The sequence below is a fragment of the Amycolatopsis sp. genome (assembly GCF_025464955.1).
Classification (GTDB): Bacteria; Actinomycetota; Actinomycetes; order Mycobacteriales; family Pseudonocardiaceae; genus Amycolatopsis.
On record NZ_JAODNM010000021.1, the window covers coordinates 21,588 to 39,861 of the forward strand.

General features: G+C 67.5%; 21 protein-coding genes. 15 read left to right on the top strand and 6 right to left on the bottom strand.

All coding sequences use genetic code 11. From position 1 onward, the window contains the following. The first annotated feature begins 10 nt into the window (after positions 1 to 10). The 7 genes from JWQ81_RS02755 to JWQ81_RS02785 all read left to right on the top strand — a co-directional run bounded on the left by JWQ81_RS02755 (position 11) and on the right by JWQ81_RS02785 (position 4,704). On the top strand, positions 11 to 469 hold the full coding sequence (locus JWQ81_RS02755; protein ID WP_297537159.1) for a hypothetical protein: 459 nt from the start codon (positions 11 to 13) through the stop codon (positions 467 to 469). A gap of 7 nt (positions 470 to 476) precedes the next feature. Continuing rightward, positions 477 to 1,067, top strand: coding sequence for a 3-oxoacyl-[acyl-carrier-protein] synthase III C-terminal domain-containing protein (locus JWQ81_RS02760; protein WP_297537160.1), 591 nt, complete (start codon positions 477 to 479; stop codon positions 1,065 to 1,067). After that, on the top strand, positions 1,064 to 1,600 hold the full coding sequence (locus JWQ81_RS02765) for a 3-hydroxyacyl-CoA dehydrogenase NAD-binding domain-containing protein (protein WP_297537161.1): 537 nt from the start codon (positions 1,064 to 1,066) through the stop codon (positions 1,598 to 1,600). Before JWQ81_RS02760 ends, JWQ81_RS02765 begins: the two co-directional genes overlap by 4 nt. Next, positions 1,482 to 1,976: a polyketide synthase gene (locus JWQ81_RS02770; protein WP_297537162.1), complete on the top strand. Its 495-nt coding sequence runs from the start codon at positions 1,482 to 1,484 to the stop codon at positions 1,974 to 1,976. The genes JWQ81_RS02765 and JWQ81_RS02770 overlap by 119 nt, the downstream gene beginning before the upstream one ends. Beyond that, entirely contained in the window at positions 1,973 to 2,104 is a 132-nt protein-coding gene (locus JWQ81_RS02775; RefSeq protein WP_297537163.1) for a hypothetical protein, read from the top strand. Before JWQ81_RS02770 ends, JWQ81_RS02775 begins: the two co-directional genes overlap by 4 nt. A gap of 160 nt (positions 2,105 to 2,264) precedes the next feature. Further along, on the top strand, positions 2,265 to 3,731 hold the full coding sequence (locus JWQ81_RS02780) for an MFS transporter (RefSeq protein WP_297537164.1): 1,467 nt from the start codon (positions 2,265 to 2,267) through the stop codon (positions 3,729 to 3,731). Between the two features lie 97 nt (positions 3,732 to 3,828). Then, complete coding sequence (locus JWQ81_RS02785; protein WP_297537165.1) at positions 3,829 to 4,704, top strand: aldo/keto reductase; 876 nt, start codon at positions 3,829 to 3,831, stop codon at positions 4,702 to 4,704. 98 nt (positions 4,705 to 4,802) lie between these two features. On the opposite strand, the gene JWQ81_RS02790 is transcribed toward JWQ81_RS02785, so the two are convergent. Together JWQ81_RS02790 and JWQ81_RS02795 are read right to left on the bottom strand one after the other, a co-directional pair. Then, entirely contained in the window at positions 4,803 to 5,876 is a 1,074-nt protein-coding gene (locus JWQ81_RS02790; protein WP_297537166.1) for a helix-turn-helix transcriptional regulator, read from the bottom strand. Continuing rightward, positions 5,798 to 7,567: an ATP-binding protein gene (locus JWQ81_RS02795; protein WP_297537167.1), complete on the bottom strand. Its 1,770-nt coding sequence runs from the start codon at positions 7,565 to 7,567 to the stop codon at positions 5,798 to 5,800. The genes JWQ81_RS02790 and JWQ81_RS02795 overlap by 79 nt, the downstream gene beginning before the upstream one ends. A 244-nt stretch (positions 7,568 to 7,811) precedes the next feature. Here JWQ81_RS02795 and JWQ81_RS02800 point away from each other — a divergent pair, with 244 nt between their 5' ends. Then, on the top strand, positions 7,812 to 8,516 hold the full coding sequence (locus tag JWQ81_RS02800; protein WP_297537168.1) for a TetR/AcrR family transcriptional regulator: 705 nt from the start codon (positions 7,812 to 7,814) through the stop codon (positions 8,514 to 8,516). 181 nt (positions 8,517 to 8,697) lie between these two features. After that, the gene (locus JWQ81_RS02805) at positions 8,698 to 9,090 is read left to right on the top strand and encodes a VOC family protein (protein WP_297537169.1); all 393 of its coding nucleotides are present in this window, start codon (positions 8,698 to 8,700) and stop codon (positions 9,088 to 9,090) included. Positions 9,091 to 9,141: 51 nt separating this feature from the next. Here the strand turns inward: JWQ81_RS02805 and JWQ81_RS02810 are convergent, their stop codons facing one another. Beyond that, positions 9,142 to 9,705, bottom strand: coding sequence for a TetR/AcrR family transcriptional regulator (locus JWQ81_RS02810; RefSeq protein WP_297537170.1), 564 nt, complete (start codon positions 9,703 to 9,705; stop codon positions 9,142 to 9,144). Between the two features lie 87 nt (positions 9,706 to 9,792). Here JWQ81_RS02810 and JWQ81_RS02815 point away from each other — a divergent pair, with 87 nt between their 5' ends. Next, entirely contained in the window at positions 9,793 to 10,257 is a 465-nt protein-coding gene (locus JWQ81_RS02815) for a nuclear transport factor 2 family protein (protein ID WP_297537171.1), read from the top strand. 33 nt (positions 10,258 to 10,290) lie between these two features. On the opposite strand, the gene JWQ81_RS02820 is transcribed toward JWQ81_RS02815, so the two are convergent. Continuing rightward, complete coding sequence (locus JWQ81_RS02820; RefSeq protein ID WP_297537172.1) at positions 10,291 to 10,575, bottom strand: hypothetical protein; 285 nt, start codon at positions 10,573 to 10,575, stop codon at positions 10,291 to 10,293. 185 nt (positions 10,576 to 10,760) lie between these two features. Between JWQ81_RS02820 and JWQ81_RS02825 the strand changes: the two genes are divergently transcribed. Then, a complete protein-coding gene (locus JWQ81_RS02825) occupies positions 10,761 to 11,408 on the top strand; it encodes a GntR family transcriptional regulator (protein WP_297537173.1) in 648 nt (215 codons plus the stop codon). A 10-nt stretch (positions 11,409 to 11,418) separates the two neighbouring features. Here JWQ81_RS02825 and JWQ81_RS02830 read toward each other — a convergent pair whose 3' ends face one another. Together JWQ81_RS02830 and JWQ81_RS02835 are read right to left on the bottom strand one after the other, a co-directional pair. Beyond that, complete coding sequence (locus JWQ81_RS02830; protein ID WP_297537174.1) at positions 11,419 to 13,587, bottom strand: MMPL family transporter; 2,169 nt, start codon at positions 13,585 to 13,587, stop codon at positions 11,419 to 11,421. Next, entirely contained in the window at positions 13,587 to 15,005 is a 1,419-nt protein-coding gene (locus JWQ81_RS02835; RefSeq protein WP_297537175.1) for an MFS transporter, read from the bottom strand. Before JWQ81_RS02835 ends, JWQ81_RS02830 begins: the two co-directional genes overlap by 1 nt. An 86-nt stretch (positions 15,006 to 15,091) precedes the next feature. Here JWQ81_RS02835 and JWQ81_RS02840 point away from each other — a divergent pair, with 86 nt between their 5' ends. Genes JWQ81_RS02840 through JWQ81_RS02855 form a run of 4 tightly spaced genes read left to right on the top strand, consistent with a single transcriptional unit; the run spans position 15,092 to position 18,234 of the window. Next, positions 15,092 to 15,772, top strand: a complete 681-nt coding sequence (locus tag JWQ81_RS02840; protein WP_297537176.1) for a GntR family transcriptional regulator — start codon at positions 15,092 to 15,094, stop codon at positions 15,770 to 15,772. After that, positions 15,769 to 17,127, top strand: a complete 1,359-nt coding sequence (locus JWQ81_RS02845) for an acyclic terpene utilization AtuA family protein (RefSeq protein ID WP_297537177.1) — start codon at positions 15,769 to 15,771, stop codon at positions 17,125 to 17,127. The genes JWQ81_RS02840 and JWQ81_RS02845 overlap by 4 nt, the downstream gene beginning before the upstream one ends. After that, positions 17,120 to 17,443, top strand: a complete 324-nt coding sequence (locus tag JWQ81_RS02850) for a DUF4387 domain-containing protein (protein WP_297537178.1) — start codon at positions 17,120 to 17,122, stop codon at positions 17,441 to 17,443. The genes JWQ81_RS02845 and JWQ81_RS02850 overlap by 8 nt, the downstream gene beginning before the upstream one ends. 2 nt (positions 17,444 to 17,445) lie before the next feature. After that, positions 17,446 to 18,234, top strand: a complete 789-nt coding sequence (locus JWQ81_RS02855; protein WP_297537179.1) for a hypothetical protein — start codon at positions 17,446 to 17,448, stop codon at positions 18,232 to 18,234. Positions 18,235 to 18,274 lie beyond the last annotated feature (40 nt).

Here is an 18,274-nt window from a genome sequence, read left to right on the forward strand (position 1 = left end):
GATGGACTCCTTGTCGAACGCATTTTCATCGATGCGTCGCGCCTACCGTGTAGAAGGGTCTTCGGCAGTGCCTCAAATACATTCCGGCATACTCGCGACAGGTTCTTATCTGCCTAAGGAAGAAGTATCGAACGACGAGATCGCACTCCGGATCGGGACGACCTCGGAGTGGATCGAGCGCAAGACGCAGATCCGGACCCGTCGTTATGCCGCGCCTGACGAAGCCACTTCGGACCTGGCTGCCAAGGCCGCCATGGAAGCGCTGGAGCGTGCGGGTATCGACCCCGAGCAACTCGACTACCTGCTGGTTTCGACTTCAACGGGGGACTTTCCGCAGCCCCCTACCTCGACCCTGGTGCAGGAACTGATCGGCGCGACCAACGCCGCCTGCCTCGATCTCAACGCGGTCTGCAGCGGATTCGTCTTCGCGCTGGAAATGGCCAGGGGGGCTCATTGCACGCAATCCTGAAGCGCTGGTGCTGGTGGTCGCGGCCGACCTCTATTCGCGCATCCTCGATTTCGACGACCGGAAGACCGCCGCACTGTTCGCCGACGGTGCGGGCGCGGCAGTGGTGGGCGCGGTGCCGCCGCCGTACGGGATCATCGATCTGGACCTGACCAGTCAAGGCGTCGCGCACCACCTGATCAGAGTGGAAGCGGGCGGCAGCCGGCGACCGGCTTCGCGGGAAACAGTCGACGAAGGCGCGCATTTCTTCAAGATGGACGGCCGCGGCGTCCGCGACTTCGTGATGACCCACGTCCCGCCCGCGTTGGCGCGGCTGGCCACCAGCGCGGGCACCCGGCTCGACCGCGTCGACCATTTCGTGCCGCACCAGGCCAACGGCGTACTGATCACCGACCTCGTCCGCGAAGCGGGCCTTGGCAACGCGCAGACCCACCGCGTGGTGGAGAAGTACGGCAACATGGGCAGCGCGTCGGTGCCGGTCGCCCTCGACGACGCCAACCGCGCCGGCCTGCTCAAGGACGGCGACCTGGTCCTGCTGTCGGGTTTCGGCGGCGGTATGTCGATCGGCTCCTGCCTGCTGCGGTGGGCGGTGACGGCATGACCGCCTTCCGCCGGATCGGTGTCGTCGGCTGCGGTCTGATGGGCGCCGGGATCGCCGAGATCTGCGCCCGCTCCCGCGTGAGTGTTGTGGTGGCGGTCCGCTCGCCGGACGCCGAGGCCAGGGGATTCGACAGGATCGCCGGTTCGCTCGACCGCGCCCGATCGAAGGGCAAGATCACCGCGTCCGAAAGCACCGAAGCGCTCGCCCGGATCACCTTCACCACCACGCTCGACGACTTGGCCGACCGCGACCTGATCATCGAGGCGGTCCGCGAGGAGGCCTCGCTCAAACTCGACCTGCTGGCCACGCTGGACAAGATCGTCGAGAACCCCGACGCGGTGCTGGCGTCGAACACCTCGTCGCTGCCCATAGCGCGGCTCGCGAGCGCGACCGGCAGGCCCGGGCACGTCGTGGGTGTGCACTTCTTCAACCCGGTTCCGGTGCTGCCGTTGGTGGAACTCGTCGCCGCGGTGCATACCGGAAGGTCGCACCTACACCTTCGACGCGAGGGCGGACGGTTTCGTCCGGAGTGAGGGCGGTGGGGTCGTCGTCCTCAAACGACTGTCCGACGCCGTCGCGCACGGGGATCGGGTGCTGGCGGTGATCCGGGGGAGCGCGGTCAACAACGACGGCGGTGGCGAGCAGCTCAGCCAGCCGTCCCAAGCCGCCCAAGCCCGTGTGCTGCGCGCCGCGTACGAACGCGCCGGTGTCACCCCGGCGGAGGTCACCTTCGTCGAACTCCACGGCACCGGCACACCGATCGGCGATCCCCTCGAGGCGAACGCGGTGGGCGAGGTGCGCGGGGCCGGGCGGGACCGGCCGCTGCCGGTCGGTTCGGTCAAGACCAACATCGGCCACCTCGAAGCCGCCGCCGGTATCGCCGGGCTGATCAAGGCGGTGCTCGCATGACGGCGCATGCGGCGTTGACGGAGCTGGTCAAGCACGACTTCGTCCTGGCCGTCGACGAGCCGTCACGGTTCCCGGGAATCGTCCTGCGCACTCTCGGCGAACTCCCCGTGCGGCTCCGCCACGCCTGACTGGACAGGTGCGCCGCCGGCCGCGCAGAAAATACACGGCGTTGTATTGACACTCGGCGTTCAAAGACTGCACACTGTTCAATGTTACCGGGCGTGGTCGCTTGGCGCCCCAATCTCCGTTCCGTTGCTCCGAGCAACCCTGCCAAGGAAAGAGCCATCCGTGGACTCTTCAGCTCCGACGCGACAGCACGCCGGTCTCCGGCTGGCACTGTTGGCGTTCACCCAGTTCATCATCGCCGTCGACTACAACATCGTTTATGTGGCACTGCCGGACATCGGTTCGGGTCTCCACTTCTCGGCCCAGTCGCTGCAGTGGGTCGTGAGTGCCTACGCCGTCGGGTTCGGCGGACTGCTGCTGCTCGGCGGCCGGGCCGTCGACCGGATCGGCCAGCGCAAGATGTTCCTCATGGCGCTCGGGATCTATGCCGTCGCCTCGCTCATCGGCGGGCTGGCCGCTGACTCGGGCCTGCTCGTGGCCGCCCGCGCGCTGCAGGGCGTCGGCGGAGCATTCCTTTTCCCCGCAACACTTTCGCTGATCAACACCAGCTTCGCGGAGGGCCCCGCACGGACCAAGGCCCTCGGGGTCTGGGGCTCGGCAGGCGGCGCCGGGCTGTCCGCGGGAGCCCTGCTCGGCGGTCTGTTCACCGCGACCATCGGCTGGGAATGGGTCTTCTTCATCAACATCCCGCTTGCGCTGATCGCCATCATCGCCGCGCCGAAGCTGCTGGCGCCCGACCGCCCCCGCGCGGGCGGCCGCGGCAGTTTCGACCTGCCCGGCGCGTTGATCGCCACCATCGGTTCGACGCTGGTCGTTTTCGGGCTGGTCAGCGGGCCGGAGGCGGGCTGGCTGTCGGTCCGCGGTCTCGGGGCGTTGGTGCTCGGCCTGCTCCTGCTCGGTCTTTTCCTCGTGGTGGAGGGAAAAACCAAGGACCCGCTGGTGCCGCTGAAAATGTTCGCCAACCGCAGCCTGACCTCCTCGATGCTGGTGATCCTCGTCTACCAGGGCGCGCTCGGCGGCGCGTACTACCTGCTCACCACCTACCTGCAGCCGGTGCTCGGCTACAGCGCGCTGACCGCAGGGCTCGCCTTCCTGCCGCTCACCGTGATCAGCGTCTACGCGCTGGGCCAGGTCGGGCCGCGGATGATCGCGAAGTGGGGGGTGCGCACCACGCTGTTCGTCGGGATGATCGGTACCGGCATCGGCCTCGCCGGCATGGTCGCCGGCATGTCCGTCGGGGGCTCCTTCTGGGCGGTGCTGCCCGGAATCGCGTTCTTCGGCCTCGCCGGCGGTGTCACCTTCGTGACGATGTTCGTCGCCGCGGGCACCGGGGTCGCCGCCGAGCAGCAGGGGGTCGCTTCCGCACTGGCGTCGACCTCGCAGCAGGTCGGCGGCGCGATCGGCCTCGCCGGGCTGGTCGCGGCCGCGAACTCGACGGTCAGCCTCGCCGCGGCCCCGGGCACCCAGGTGTCCGGCGTCGTCGACGGTATCCAGCTCGCGGGCTGGATCGGTGGCGCGGCGACGGTCGTCGGAGCGTTCTTCGCCTTGGGTATCAAGCGGGTCCCGGCGGCGCCGGCCCCGGTGACTCCCGAAAACGTGCCGGCCAGTGAGGTCCCCAGCCACTCCTGACCGGTTCTGCGGGTGGCCTGCGGACCCTCCCCCGGTCCGCAGGCCACCCATACCCATCCCCTGCCCGGACAACCATTCCCGAAGGGAACACATCTCCATGACCACCACCTCCCCGACCACCCGTCCCGCGGCGGCGGCGGGCACGTTCCTGCTCGGCGGCGACCTCCCGATCCACCGGCTCGGCTACGGTTCGATGCGACTGAGCGGCAAGGGAATCTGGGGACCGCCCGAGGATCCCGACGAGGCCGTCCGGGTACTGCGCCGGGCCGTCGAACTCGGGGTCACCTTCATCGACACGGCGGACTCCTACGGCCCGTTCGACACCGAGGAAGTCATCCGCACCGCGCTGCACCCATACCGCGAAGACCTCGTGATCGCCACGAAGGCGGGGTTGATCCGGCCCGGTCCCGACGACTGGCGTCCGCTCGGCCGTCCCGAATACCTGCGCCAGCAGGCGGAACTGAGCCTGCGCCGCCTGGGTGTCGATCGCATCGACCTGTTCCAGCTGCACCGCGTCGATCCGCTCGTCCCGCTGGCGGAGCAGGTCGGCGAACTGAAGTTGCTTCAGGCAGAAGGAAAGATCCGGCACATCGGGCTGTCCGAGGTGACCGTCGAGCAGGTCGAGCAGGCCCGCGAGATCGTCGAGATCGCTTCGATCCAGAACCTCTATAACTTCTCCGACCGCTCGTACGAAGGTGTCCTCGATTACGCGGAGCAGGCCGGAATCGCGTTCATCCCGTGGTTCCCGATCGCCGCCGGCGAACTCGCCCGCGAGGACAGCCCCTTGCTCGCACTGGCCGGCGAACTTTCGGCCTCCCCGGCGCAGATCGCGCTCGCCTGGCTCCTGCGCCGGTCCCCGGTCGTCGTGCCTATCCCCGGCACGTCCACGGTGGCCCACCTGGAAGAGAACGTCTCCAGCGCGCTCCTCTCCCTGTCCGACACCCAATATCACGCCCTCAGCTCGCCGGAGTGATTGCTCTCTCCTTGCCTGGCAAGGAGAATCGGTCCCGAAGACGGAGTACCGGCGGACCCGTCCGGCCAGGTGCCGGGCGGGTCCGCAGACTGCTGGGGTCAGCCCGAGCGGGGAAGGCTGGGTCGCAGCTCCCGAACCAGTTCGCTGCGGCGGCGCACGTTCAGTTTCCGGTAAGCGCGGGTGAGATGCTGCTCGACCGTGCTGACCGTGACGAACAGCTTGTTCGCGATATCGCGGTTGCTATGCCCGTTCGCGGCAAGCATCGCCACCCGCCGTTCGGCGTGGCTCAGCTCCCCGAGTGAACCCGGCGCGGACGAGTTCGGCTCCGGGGGCTCGGTATCGGACATGATGCCGATGGCCCGCCCGCTCCCGCTCTGCTTCATCAGCCTGTCGGCCTTGCGCAAGGTGCGCTGGGCAACCTTGTCCTCGCCGAGCGTGTGCTGTGCCCAGCCCAGCTCGGTCAGCGTGGCCGCGAGTTCGGCGTGGTCGTCGCCGAACTCGATCATCGCCACCGCTTGTGCCAGCGACTGTGCCCGCTCGTCGATGTCCTGTGTCGCGGCGAGCGCCCGCAGTGCCGAGGCGAGGGTTCTCCGGTCCGACGGCGGGCACCGGCGGATCTCCTCGGTCGCCAGCAGTCTTGCCCGTTCGACCTGGTCCAGCCGCAGGTACACCCGCGCCGAGGCGGTGCGCCACGGCAGCAGCGACGGCAGGTCCATCTCCCATGCCGCCGTCAGCCTTCCGATGGTGTCGAAGCAGTCCAGCGCCTCTCGGTGGTTCCCGGCCTCATACTGGAAGCGGCCGCAGGCGAGCAGGTACAGCAGTCCGACGGGGGTTTGGAACAGGGCGTCGGGAACGGGTACCCGTAGGTAGTGCCCGGCTTTTTCGCGGTCTTCGGCCAAGGTGGCCGCGGTGATGGCGGTAGCCAGTGGGAACCCCGCCAGCACGCCCCAGCTTTCAGCCGGGAGCAGTTCGAAGGCACCGGCGGCGAACTTCCCCGCCACCGCGAAGTTTCCCCGCCTCAACGAGATTTCCGCGCGTATCGCGCACAGCAATGCCTGCCAGGTCGGTGCCCCCGCAGCGGCGGCCTGGTCGATCAGCTCGTCGGACCGGGATTCCGCGACCGCTGCCTGGTCGTTCGCGACGAGCGCGAACAGTGAGAGCAGGATCGGCACGAGGGTGCGTTCGCCGAGGGCGACCGAGTCGAGGAAGTGCTTGGCGCGCTCTGCGGAGTCGGGGTCAGGACCGTGAGTGAGCGCGGAGCCGAGCGCCCGCGCGGTACGAAGGTAGGCGCCGAGGATTGACGACGACCGGGCCTGCACCGGGATGCTGATCGGTTGACCCGGTTCGGTTCACTTTCCCTCCTGGTTCCTGGATAGAGAAAGGAAAGCAGGCTACTGAGCGCGTGCAGCGGCGTCGGCACGTCCGGTCGCGGCGCTGACACCCCTAGGTGGGCGAGCGCATCGAGTGCGTTGTCGACCTGGCCGAACCACAGCTGGGCGACGACGGGTGTGATGGCGTCAGATCCGGTGAGGTGGCCGGCTCCGACAGCTTCGGCCAATGCGGGGAGCCGCCGTCTCGCCTGCGCCGGGTCGACGCGCCATTCACCGCGCAGCAGCAGCATTTCGGTGGTCGCGTTGAGGTCAGGGCTGACGGTGGCGCCGTAGTGCTGGGCGAGCCGCAGGTACGGTCCGGCCGTTTGCCCGCCCTCCTCCATCGCGGTTTCGGCCGCCTGGTGCAGCACCGGCAACAGCGTCAGGTCGACTCGCTCGGCCGCGACCAGGTGGGTTGCGATGGCCGAGGCCTCCGCACCGTCCTTGTGCAGCAGGCGTGCCGTGCGCAGGTGCAGCTCAGTGCGTACCTCGTGGTCGGTGGCGTCGCGGATCAGCCGGGCGGTCCGGCTGTCCCGGAACCGCCCGCCCGCCAGTAGCCCGGTGTCGTCCAGTGCGGCAAGTGCCAGCTCAGCCGTGGTCGCCGGGATTCCGGCGAGCTTGCCGAGCCACTCCGGCGCGACGGGCACATCGGCGAACGCGAGGGCGCGTGCGGTGGCGAACATCGACGGAGTGAACCGGTACAGGCAGTCGGAAAGCGCCCGCTCGTAGGCTTCTCCGGGTTCGTATCCGCTGGACGCCTGGCGGCTTGTCGAGTGGTCCTCTGCCAGCGCGCGGACGAGCAGCGGCAGGCCACCGCTCAGCGCGTGATCCTCCGGGGCGAGCGTGCGCGCCTGGCTCACGTCCATGCCCTGCGCGAGTACGTGCCCCACCCCGGAGACGGACAGCGGGCGCAGCCGGATCCGCCCGCAGACCGGTGCGCGCGGAAGCTCGGCGTGGAAAAGGGGATAGGAGCGGTGTGGATAGGACTGGTGCGGGTAGGTCGCCTCGGTGAGCAGCAGCAACGTCGGGGTGACTTGGAAACGCCGCACGAGGAACAGCAGTGCCTGCAGCGACGCGACGTCCGCGTGGTGTGCGTCGTCCACCGCGATCACCAGTGGTTGCCGGGAGTTCTCCGCGGTCTCCAGCAGCAGGTCGCCGATCCGGCGTGATGAACCGGAAATCCGCTCGAAGCCCGCGTTGTCGGGTGAGGTGTCGAGCAGTTGCGCGATCCGCCGGACGACCGGCGGTGCCAGCCGTGCTTTGCGAAGCAGCTGGCGGAGGATCTCGTTGGGGATCTCGTGTTCCGACCGGGAACCCACGGCGTCGAACAGCACGGCGCCCGTCGCGACGACCTCTTCGGTGAAGGCACGGAGCAGCGCGGTTTTCCCGCTGCCGACCGGGCCGGTGAGCACTGCGACGCGGCTGTGCCCGGCGACGGATTCCGCGAACAGGTCTCGGAGCTCCTGCAGTGCTCGGGCGCGTTCGACGAGCATGTCTGTCCCCCTGATGAATTGGCGGGTACTCCCCAGTAGTCGAATTCGGCCGACGATGGCCCAAATAGCCCTTTGATCCCCGTGTCAAGAGCCCATTAGTGGTGTTACCTGCGATAGTGACTGCGCGTGCCGTCCGGAGGGATGCCGCTGACCAGTGCTTCCTTGCCTTGATCGGCGCTCAGAAAAAACACGGCGTGTACTATCTGCACCCTAGTATCGGCGTTCAACTGGTACGCTGTCAAACATGGGAGTCGACGCACCGACCAGCCGTCGGGCCCGGATTCGAGCGGAAACTGCCCACGAGATCAAGGCGGTCGCGCTCAAGCACATGGCCGCCAACGGGACGGCCTCCATCTCCTTGCGGGCCATCGCGAGAGACATGGGCATGACCGCGGGTGCCATCTACAGCTACTACGATAACCGCGATGTGCTCATCAGCGCGTTGATCGCGGACGTGTACACCGCGCTCGCCGAAGAACTCAAGGTCGCGCGTGGCGAACTGCCTGTCGACGACGCAGCCGGTCGGGTCCGCGCGCACGGCACGGCCTATCGGCAGTGGGCGATCAGCAGGCCTGAGGAGTTCCGGCTGCTCTACGGCGATCCGGAGCCCGACTACACGCCGCCGCCGGGCGGGGCCGCCGCCGAAGCCGAGCGAAACTTGTGCGCAGCGCTGCTCGAACTGGTGGCTGCTGCCTGGCCGCAGGCGGCCACCACAATCGCGCTCGACGAATACGACTGGTCCGATTTCGACACCGAGTTCGCCGACCGCGCGCGCGAGGTCGGCCTGATTCCGGCGGCCGCCGCGCTCTCACTGCGTATCTGGGGCCGCATGCACGGCTTGGTCGCGCTGGAGGTCTACGGACACCTCAGCCCGCAGGTGACCGACCCGGCCAAGCTGTACCGCACCGAAATGGGCGAGCTCACGCGCTCGCTCGGGCTCACTGGCTGAACGCGCGACCGCCGAGGTCAGACCGAGAAGTCGGCCGAAACGGCGTCAGTGCTCCCGATTTTCGTTGCTGTCACCGCGGTTGTTCTCCTTCGACCCTAGCAATCCGAGCGGCGCCGGTTGGGGACTCCGGAGGTCCGATCCATTCAAGCCACGCCGGCGCCGAGGTCGTTAACGTGGCGGCATGACACCTCGTTTTGATCTCATCGGCCTTGTCGTCGTGGACATGGCCGCGTCGCTGGCGTTCTACCGGCGGCTCGGGTTGGAGATACCGGCCGGGTCCGACGACGAGCCGCACGTCGAGGCGGTCCTGCCCGGCGGTTTGCGGTTTGCGTGGGATCGGGTCGAAACCATTCGATCCTTCGATCCCGAGTGGACAGTGCCGACCGGTGGGCCGGCTGTTGGGCTCGCCTTCGCATGTGACAGCGCCGCAGACGTCGATCAGACCTACGCGGAGCTCATGGACGCCGGATACCGCGGGCACAAGGAGCCCTGGGACGCGTTCTGGGGTCAGCGGTACGCGACGATCCAGGACCCCGACGGCAACAACGTGGACCTCTTCGCGCCGCTCGGCTGACACCGAGTGTGGGACTCGCGGCCGCGGACGTGGGACTCGCGGTCACTCGGGTCAGGTCCACCATGCGGGCGCGGCTTCGGCGACTGCCTCTTCGAGGACTTCTCTTGTTATCGCTGGATTCTGCAGCCAGGTCCTGATCGCGCCGGCGAAACCGTGTGCCACGAACTGGGCCACCAGCTCGATTCCCTCCTCCGTGAGGTTCGGTGAGCGGGCGCGTCGGACGAACGCGAGGCTGTAGCTGACGAAGTGGTCCACCAGAACGTCGAACAATCCCGCATCGGCGGACGTGGCCAGTGCCTGACGATAGATGTTCTGGTAGCGCGACACATGATCGAAGATGTCGGCGTTGGCCATGCGCAACAGCACCGTCGGCGGTTGACCGGCGCGCGCTCGGCGCTGAGTGTCGGTCTCGGCGAGCTCGGCCAGATCTCGCCGCAACGCCTGGATCAGTGCCTCCTGCGGCGAGTCGAACCGGTTGTAGAACGTCCGCCTGGTCACCCCGGCCCTCGTGCACAGTTCTGACACGGTGAGCTGCGATACCGGCGTCTCCGCGGCAAGCTCGACAACAGCGTGCTCGACAGCCTGTGTCGTGCGGACGATTCGCGCATCGACCACGTCGTGACGCTCCTTCCGGCCAGCCTGGCTTCAAGATAATATACAACTGTGCAATAGTGGGTTGGTCGTCTACCGAAAGGATGCTCCGTGAGCCCGCATTCGTCCCTATCCGAACAAGACGCGGCCGACCGACTCGCACTCCGCGAGCTGGTCGACGCCTACGCCCACTGCGCCGACCGGCGCGACGCAGCCGGTCAGATGGCACTGTTCGCCGAAGACACCCACTTCGTGGTGTACATGGATCCCAAGTCGGCCGAACCCAGCCAAGACCTGCGCGGCCGGGAATCGCTCGCCCCGGTCTTCGACGCGCTCAACGCCTATGACGCCACGACGCACTTCAACGGACAGAACACCGCGGTCCTCGACGGAGACCGGGCGACCGGTGAGGCCTACTGCCTGGCCCACCATGTGTCCACGGCCGCTGGACAGCGCACGCTCATGATCGCCTCGATCCGCTACCTCGACACCTACGCCAAGCAGCATGGGTCGTGGTACTTCGCTGAGCGCAAGCTCATGGTCGACTGGACCGAAACTCGCTCGTCAACGCCGTGAGCGAGTGCCTACTCCAGTTCTGGAAAGCGTCCGTCATGCCCGCAGTGTGACGTGGCTCGGCCCGTTGAACCGTGCCCGCGACAGCACCGTCTTCGGTATACGCAGCCCCGCATTCTGCGTGAACAGCATCCGTGCCATGCCGAACGTCACTTCCCCGCTGGTCACCGCTGAGACCTCGTCGTACAGGTCGCGGATCTTGTCGGTCATCTTCTCCTCGCTGTCCGCTCCTGTCCCCCGGATATCCCACAGCAGCGTTTCGACCTTGTTGAGGGCCGCGAGGTCGAGCCGGACACTGACCGCGAACGCGTCGATGAGCACCGGGTCGGCCAGGCGTGAGCCGCAAGACTGGTGAGTGGCTAGTCCGGTTCTAACCGGCCGGAACGCTCACGAGTCCGGCGCTCGTCGCTTCATGCTGCTTGCCATAGCCAAATGGTAGTGTCCGGCTGTCGATATCGCCCCGCCCGAGGAGTCGCACGACAGTGACGTCGGATCTACCTCCCCTGATGCGAGCGCAGTCCCTCGCCGAGCAGGCTTACCAGGCCATCCGCGAAGGGATCGCGACCGGACTGTTCGACGCGGGGGAGCGTGTCACCGAGCGCGGCTTGGCCGCCCGGCTCAACGTCAGCCCGACGCCGATCCGGGAGGCTATTCGTCGCCTGGAGCAGGAGGGGCTGATCGAGCGGGTCTCCGCCCGCCAGCTGCGCGTCGTCGAGCACTCTCCGGATGCCTTGCGTGAACTGATGTTGACCAGCGCCGCTTTGCGGGCGATGGAGGCACGATTCGCGACTCGCAAGATCACCGACGACGCGCTCGACCGGATGGCCGCCTTGGTCGACACGCTCGCCACCGAGCACGACCGGACCGACTCCGACTACCTGCGCATCGCGCGTGAATTCGACCTGGAGATAGAGAAGGCGGCCGACAATCCCACACTGCGCGGCATCATCGGGAGCCTGTCCGTCGTGGGCCACGAGCGGCGGACCCGGTCCGTCGTGTCGATGCGCACGCACACCGAGATCGGCGAGCGTCGGATCCAGGGCCACCGCGACATCCTGGCCGCCTTGCGCAGCCGAGACGCCGACGCCGTAGAGCAGGCCTTTCGCCGGCACGCCACCACCGGCGTCGAACTGCTCCTCGGCGACCTCGACTGACGCGCATGACTCAGGCGTGGACCGGCGCCGGACGGTCATCCGCTGTGTCCTGACCGGACACTGGCGGCCGGGATGGCACGCGCAGCAGCCGTGCCGCCCAGTTCGGCAACCACCAGTTTGCTCGACCGAACAGTGAGACCAGCGCCGGGACCAGCAGCATGCGGACGACGGTGGCGTCGAGCAGCACGCCGGCCGCCATGCCGGTGGAGATCATCTTGACGGTGAGATCAGGTGCCGAGGACAAGGAGACCAGTGCGCAGAACAGGATGAGCGCCGCGCTGGTGACCATGCGTCCGGTGTGTCCGATGCCCTCGACGACGGCGGCGTCGGTCGAGTGTGTGCGGTCGTAGTTCTCCCGCATCCTGCTGAGGACGAAGACCTCGTAGTCCATCGACACGCCGAACAACAGGCCGAACAAGAGCATCGGCACCCAGCTGCTGATGGCCCCGGTGGTGGGAAGCTGCCAGATCGCCGGGACCACCCATCCCCACTGCCACATCAGCACGAGCACGCCGATGCTGGCGCCGACCGACAGGATGTTGAGCAGGACAGCCTTCAGCGGCAGCAGAAACGACCGCAACCCCCGAGCCATCAGCAGGAAGGTCACCAGGGCCACCACCGCCAGCAGCAACGGGAACGCGCCGTACATGGCGGCCGTGACGTCGGCTGACTGGACTTGCTCGCCGCCGATCATCGCGCCGGGCGGCACGGCTGCCCGCAGGTCGGCGACCAGCGATCCCGCCGACGTGGTGCCCGCTTCGTGGACAGGAAGCACCATCACGATCGAGCTGCCGCCCACGTGCCAGGACGGATCAGCAGACGCCACTGCCGCCTGCACTCCGCTCCCGTCGGCCAGACTCGTGGCGGTCGACTGCTGATCGACTCCCGCCGGCAACCACACCGGTACCGAAGTCAGCACCCCGGTGGGAAAACCGTCGTGCTGCAAAGCGACCAGACCCTCGTAGGCCGGCCCCGAGCTGGACAGCGACGTCGCCTGCGGTTGAGCTACGTTCACGCCCAGTGCCACCACCGTCAGCGGTACCAGCACCGCAAGACCGACGATGGTCGCGACTACCCGCCGTCGAACGACCCACCGCGCCCATCCCGCCCAGAACCGACTGGCGCCCGCCTGGATCTTGCGTTTGCGAGGCCACTCGAGGCGCGGACCCGCCCAGGCGAGCAGTGCGGGCAGCAGGGTCAGCGACACCAGTGTCGCGGTTGCCGGAATGAACAGACCCGCCAGCCCGATGCCCTGCACCAGCGACACGGGCACGACGATGAGTGCGAACAGGCCGAGGGACGCGGTGATGCCACTGAACGCAACGGCGTGACCGGCGCGACGCAGCGACTCTCGTACCGCTTCCGCGTTGTCAAGACCGCGGGCCCGTTCCTCCCGCCACCGGTTCACGACCAGCAGCCCGTAGTCGATCGACATGCCGAGCCCGAGTAGTGCGACGATGAACTGCGTTGCGGGATTGATGGCGATGTTCGTCACGTAGGTCAAGCCGTAGACCGCGAGCTGCATTGTCAGCAGCGAGACGATACCGGTGAGCAACGGCACGAAGGCCAGTACCGAGCCGAACACCCAGGCCAGCACCAGAAGTGCCGCTCCGGCTCCGATGAGGATCTCGGTGAACACCCCCGAGCCCTGCGCGGAACCGCCGGAGCTCAACGCGCTGATGCCGGTCACGTGGGCCGTTGTCCCCGGGATCGCCTGCTGTGCGGTGGCACCCAACTTCGTCAGCACGGCGGCGGCGGAATCCGTGTGTAGCTCGCTGTCGGGGTACACCAGGACGATCGTCGAGTGCCCGCCGGTACCGACCAACCCGCGGTTCCCGGTCGACGCGAACGACAGGTCCCGGTAGCCGGGTGCCGTCTGCAGTGCACTGTCCACTGTGGCCAGTTTTTGGCGGACACCTGGGGTGTCCACTGTCTTGCCTGCCGGCAGGTTCAGTACCAGTACACCCGGGTTCGCCGCGGCGAGACCGTACTGGCGGCCGATCTGCTGGTTCGCATGGTAGGCGGGACTGTCGACCGTCAAGCCCGACTGCAGGCGGTCGGACACCTGCGGTGCGACGAGGAGGCCGACCACCGTGATCCCCAACCACCCGAGGCCGACCAGCAACCGGTGCCGGACCACCCAGTTGATAAGACGTTCCGTGAGCGTGTGACCTGTCATCAAATGGTGTCCAATTGCTGGTTGTTGGTACGTGGCCCGAGAATTCGGACGGCGACGCACATGGCGACGAGTAGTAGCGCGCAGACCGCGTAAAGGCCGCCTGCCCCGAGGTCGGCGAGTAGCGTGAGCGAACCCAGTGGCAGCAGGGCACTGACGAGACGGGACGCGGCATAGGGGATGCCGATCGACTTGCTGCGGTTGGCCGTGTGGAACAGCTCAGCCTGGTAGATGTGGGTCAAGTTGGACTGCACGACGGTGCTGATCGTGGTTGCGATGCCCGCGGCGATGATGAGACCGCTGCTCGAGGCGAGGCCGAACACCACGCCGAACGCCGCGACGGTGAGCGTCGAAGCGATCAGCAGGGTTCGACGCTCGAAACGCTCGGTCAGCTGCACCGAGAGGAGCGAGCCGAGCGGGTAGCCGATGGCGGTCAACGCCGAGAACATCAAGGAGTGCGAGAGGTCGAATCCCTTGGCCAGCAACACGATCGGCGCGATGGAGGCGAACCCGTAGAACCCGACGGGACCAAGGAGCTGCATCACCCACATCAAGATGGTGCGCCGCTGGTAGCGGTTGCCGGACACCACTTCGGTCGAGGTCGCGCCGGATGCGTGCGTCGGCACCACCGGTTCCGCCGGTGGAAGTGCGGGACCGCCCGCGCGCACGTCGCGTTCGATCGTGGTGAGTACGCGGTCGGCTTCGGCGGTGGCCCCGGTCGCGGCCAGCCATCGGGGAGACTCCGGCAGGCCGCGGCGGACCAGCCAGACGACGAGGCCGCCGCAGGCAGCCACGATCAGAAGCCAACGCCACCCCGCCATCCCCAGGATGGTGGTGTTCGCCGCCTTGGCGAGGCCGCCGGCCACCGGCACCGCGAGCAAGCCGAAGGTGTAGCTCCAGGCGACGTAGCGGCCTCGGCGCCTGCTGGGCAGGAGCTCGGACAGGTAGGTGTCCACCAGGGTCAGCTCGGCACCGAGCCCGATGCCGGTGAGCACGCGTAGGACGAGGAACACCCCGAGGCTCGGAGCGAACGCGGTGGCCAGCGACAGTACGGCGTAAGACAGCAGATTGACCTGGAACAGGGTGCGGCGGCCAAGCCGGTCCGCGAGCGGCGCCAGCAGCAGGGATCCGATCATCTCGCCGACGAACACCGAACCGATGATCATCGACCGGTCGACGGTGGTGAGGTGCCACTGGGCACCGAGCAGGACACCGAAGAAGCTGCCGATCGCCACCTCGAAGAAGTTGAAGAACGAGCCGAGTCCGATCAGCACCACCATCCGGCGGTGCCATCGGGACAGCGGCAGCCGATCGAGCCGCGCGGCGATCGAGGCCGAGGTATGGCCGCTGGAGACGGTGGCGTGGGCGGCGTGAGTCGGGGGAGAAGTCGTGGGGAAAGGGGGGTGGTCGTCGCTGACCATGGGTTCCTCCTCTGTTCGGCAACTTGCTATAGCATACACGTTACATGCTATTGTGAGTTTGTCGAGTTGAACGAGGAGGGTGCGCAATGGGTACGGAACCGGACCAGATGACCCTGGAAAGGGTGGAGTCGCTCGCCGAGCGGGCTTACCGGGCGCTGCGTGAGCAGATCGCGACCGGCGGACTTGCACCCGGCGAGCGAGTGACCGAACGCGGCCTTGCTGTGCGGCTGGGTGTGAGTTCCACGCCGGTCCGCGAGGCGCTCCACCGATTGGAACAGGACTGCCTGGTGGAGCGGGTCACCGCCCGCCAGCTCAGGATCGCCGAGCAGCCGGTGGAATCGCTGCGGGAGCTGATGTACGTCGAGGCGGCGATCCGCGCCGCGGCCGCCCGTTTCGCGACCGCGAAAATCACGGCCGAAACGCTGGACGAGATGGGCGAGGTTGTCGACGAGCTGGAGCGGAACCCGGAACAGGGTGATCCCGAGCACCAGTTGTCGTTGGCCAGGCGCTTCGACGAACTGCTGCTCGGCGCGGCCGGCAATGACCTGTTGACCGGGCTGATCGCCCCGATCTCGGTGTTCGGCTGGGCACTGCGGGTCAAAGCGGTGCGGGCGATGCACGCGGATCCCGAGTTCGGCTGGAGCCGGATCCGGGCGCACCGGGAGCTGCTGACCGCACTGCGCGCCCGTGATGCCGACCGAGTGGAGACGCTGACCCGGCTGCAGTTGGACGCGGCCTCCGACTACCTCATGGAGTGGGCCCAATGATTCGCGTACTCGTCCCGTCGGGCATGCTCGGCAGCGGGTTCCCCGCCGAAACCGTCACTCGCGGCATCGAACTCGGTGCGGACGCCATCGTCATCGACGGCGGGTCGACCGATTCCGGTCCGCACTACCTCGGCACCGGCACCCCCAAGACCAGCGAGGCCGCCGTCCGGCGTGATCTGCGGGTGTTGTTGATCGCCGCTCGTGCCGCCGACATTCCGCTGATCGTGAGCTCCTGCGGCACCTCCGGCACCGATCTCGGCGTCGACTGGGTCGCCGACCTCGCGACCTCGATCGCGGCGCTGGAAGGCTTGTCCTTCCGCCTGACCAAGATCTACAGCGAGCAGAGCCTCTCCGTCCTGCTGTCCGCATTGGACAGTGGAGCCATCGCACCACTGGCTCCCCTCGGCCCGCTGGACGCCGACACGCTGCGATCCTGCACCCACATCGTCGGCGTTCTCGGCAGTGAGCCGATCTCGGACGCGCTGCGGGACGGGGCTCAGGTCGTGTTGACCGGCCGGGCCACCGACACCGCGCCCGTCGCCGCGCTCGCCGCCCTGCACGGCCTGCCCGCGGGACCGGCCTGGCACGCCGCCAAAACCACCGAGTGTGGCGGACAGTGCACCACCAACCCGCTCGCCGGTGTACTAGTGGAGATCGACGACACCGGGTTCACTGTCGAGTCGCTGGACCCCGGCTCCGCGGCCACGCCGACGTCGGTGGCGGCCCACATGATCTACGAAAACGCCGACCCGTTCCGGATGCGTGAGCCCGCCGGCACCTTGGACACGTCAAGGGCCGGCTACCGCGCGCTCGACGACCGGCGGGTGCGGGTCGAAGGGTCCCTCTTCGAGCCCGCTGAGCAGTACACGATCAAGCTCGAAGGCAGCGCCGTGACCGGGTACGAGACCATCTCCCTTGTCGGCATCCGCGATCCGGAGATCCTGCGTGAACTCGGTGCCTGGACAGCAAGGCTCCGGGCGGTGCTGGCCGATCGGGTGTCCACATTGCTCGGTCTGGACGGGTCCGGCTACGACTTCCTCGTTCGTCGCTACGGCGACAACGCGGTCCTCGGCGGCCTCGAACCGGAACGGTCCGCGCCCCGCGAGGTCGGCGTGCTGGTGCGTGTCCTGGCGAGCACCCAAGCCGTGGCAACCAGCATCGCGAAGATCGCCAATCCGCTGCTGCTGCACCTGCCGCTGTCCGGCATGGATCACCTGCCCAGCTTCGCGTTCGTCACGTCGCCCGCCGAGATCGAACGCGGCGCAGTCCACGAGTTCGTCCTCAACCACGTCGTGAACGTCGACAAGCCCGACGACCTGTTCCGCTTCGAACACAGTGAGGTCAACCATGGCTGAGACCACCCTCGGCGAACTGGCCACGCTGGTTCGCTCGAAGAACGCGGGCCCGTTCTGGCTGACCCTCGACGTCTTCTTCGCCACAGACGCGGACTACGCACGGGCTGCGAGCGTGGTGACCGAGGACGCCATCGGACGCTTGTACAGAACCGATCCCGCTGTTGTGCGGCTGTATCTGCTGCCGGACATCCGGGTGCTCAAGGCATCCTTCCCCCGCCCGGTGGTCCAAGGCAGCTTCGCCGACCGGGACATGCACTCCGGTCAGCAGCACATCCCGTTGGCAGACCTGCCCATCTCCAACACCCAGGAGTTCTGATCATGGACGTAGTGGCGGCACAGCAGCAGGCCCGATCCGGCGCGCGGAAGGCGCTGTCCAAGGTGCCGGAGGTGACTGTCGCGTTCTGGGTCACGAAGATCCTGACGACCGGCATGGGCGAGGTCGCATCGGATTTCCTCTTCCAGAACCTCGCTCCGCCGATCGCCTTGGGTATCGGCCTGGTCGGCTTGGTCGCGGCGCTGGTTCTTCAGTTCCGGGCGCAGCGGTATGTGCCATGGATCTACTGGTTGGCCGTCTCCATGGTCAGTGTGTTCGGCACGATGGCCGCTGATGTCCTGCACGTCGGGGCCGGGGTTCCTTACCTCGTTTCGGCCCCGCTGTTCCTCGCCGTGCTGGCGGTGATCTTCGGATCCTGGTACTGGCGCGAGAAGACACTGTCGATCCACAGCATCCACACCCGCCGCCGTGAGTCCTTCTACTGGGGGACGGTGATGGCGACCTTCGCCCTCGGCACGGCGACCGGTGACCTGACCGCCAAGACGTTCCACATGGGGTACCTGTCCTCGGGCTTGGTCTTCACCGCCGTCATCGCTTTGCCGTTGGTGGCGCACAAATGGTTCTCGCTCAACGCGATCTTCGCGTTCTGGTTCGCCTATGTCACGACAAGGCCGCTGGGCGCGTCCTTCGCCGACTGGTTCGGCCTGCCCAGCGACGTGGGCGGTCTCGGACTGGGTTCCGGGGCGATCACGCTGACGTTGGCCGCCGTGATCATCGCGTGCGTGGGCTATCTGACCATCGTTGAGCGGAGGGGCGTCCAGGACGACCACTGACGCTGCCCAGTGTGACTGACGGAACCCGCTCGCCGCCGGG

Excerpts from the sequence above, each read along its gene's own strand:
- JWQ81_RS02765 (WP_297537161.1), top strand. The coding sequence starts at position 1,064 with ATGACCGCCTTCCGCCGGATCGGTGTCGTCGGCTGCGGTCTGATGGGC.
- JWQ81_RS02775 (WP_297537163.1), top strand. The coding sequence starts at position 1,973 with ATGACGGCGCATGCGGCGTTGACGGAGCTGGTCAAGCACGACTTCGTC.
- JWQ81_RS02785 (WP_297537165.1), top strand. The coding sequence starts at position 3,829 with ATGACCACCACCTCCCCGACCACCCGTCCCGCGGCGGCGGCGGGCACG.
- JWQ81_RS02795 (WP_297537167.1), bottom strand. The coding sequence starts at position 7,567 with ATGCTCGTCGAACGCGCCCGAGCACTGCAGGAGCTCCGAGACCTGTTC.
- JWQ81_RS02800 (WP_297537168.1), top strand. The coding sequence starts at position 7,812 with ATGGGAGTCGACGCACCGACCAGCCGTCGGGCCCGGATTCGAGCGGAA.
- JWQ81_RS02805 (WP_297537169.1), top strand. The coding sequence starts at position 8,698 with ATGACACCTCGTTTTGATCTCATCGGCCTTGTCGTCGTGGACATGGCC.
- JWQ81_RS02825 (WP_297537173.1), top strand. The coding sequence starts at position 10,761 with ATGCGAGCGCAGTCCCTCGCCGAGCAGGCTTACCAGGCCATCCGCGAA.
- JWQ81_RS02830 (WP_297537174.1), bottom strand. The coding sequence starts at position 13,587 with ATGACAGGTCACACGCTCACGGAACGTCTTATCAACTGGGTGGTCCGG.
- JWQ81_RS02835 (WP_297537175.1), bottom strand. The coding sequence starts at position 15,005 with ATGGTCAGCGACGACCACCCCCCTTTCCCCACGACTTCTCCCCCGACT.
- JWQ81_RS02840 (WP_297537176.1), top strand. The coding sequence starts at position 15,092 with ATGGGTACGGAACCGGACCAGATGACCCTGGAAAGGGTGGAGTCGCTC.
- JWQ81_RS02845 (WP_297537177.1), top strand. The coding sequence starts at position 15,769 with ATGATTCGCGTACTCGTCCCGTCGGGCATGCTCGGCAGCGGGTTCCCC.
- JWQ81_RS02850 (WP_297537178.1), top strand. The coding sequence starts at position 17,120 with ATGGCTGAGACCACCCTCGGCGAACTGGCCACGCTGGTTCGCTCGAAG.
- JWQ81_RS02855 (WP_297537179.1), top strand. The coding sequence starts at position 17,446 with ATGGACGTAGTGGCGGCACAGCAGCAGGCCCGATCCGGCGCGCGGAAG.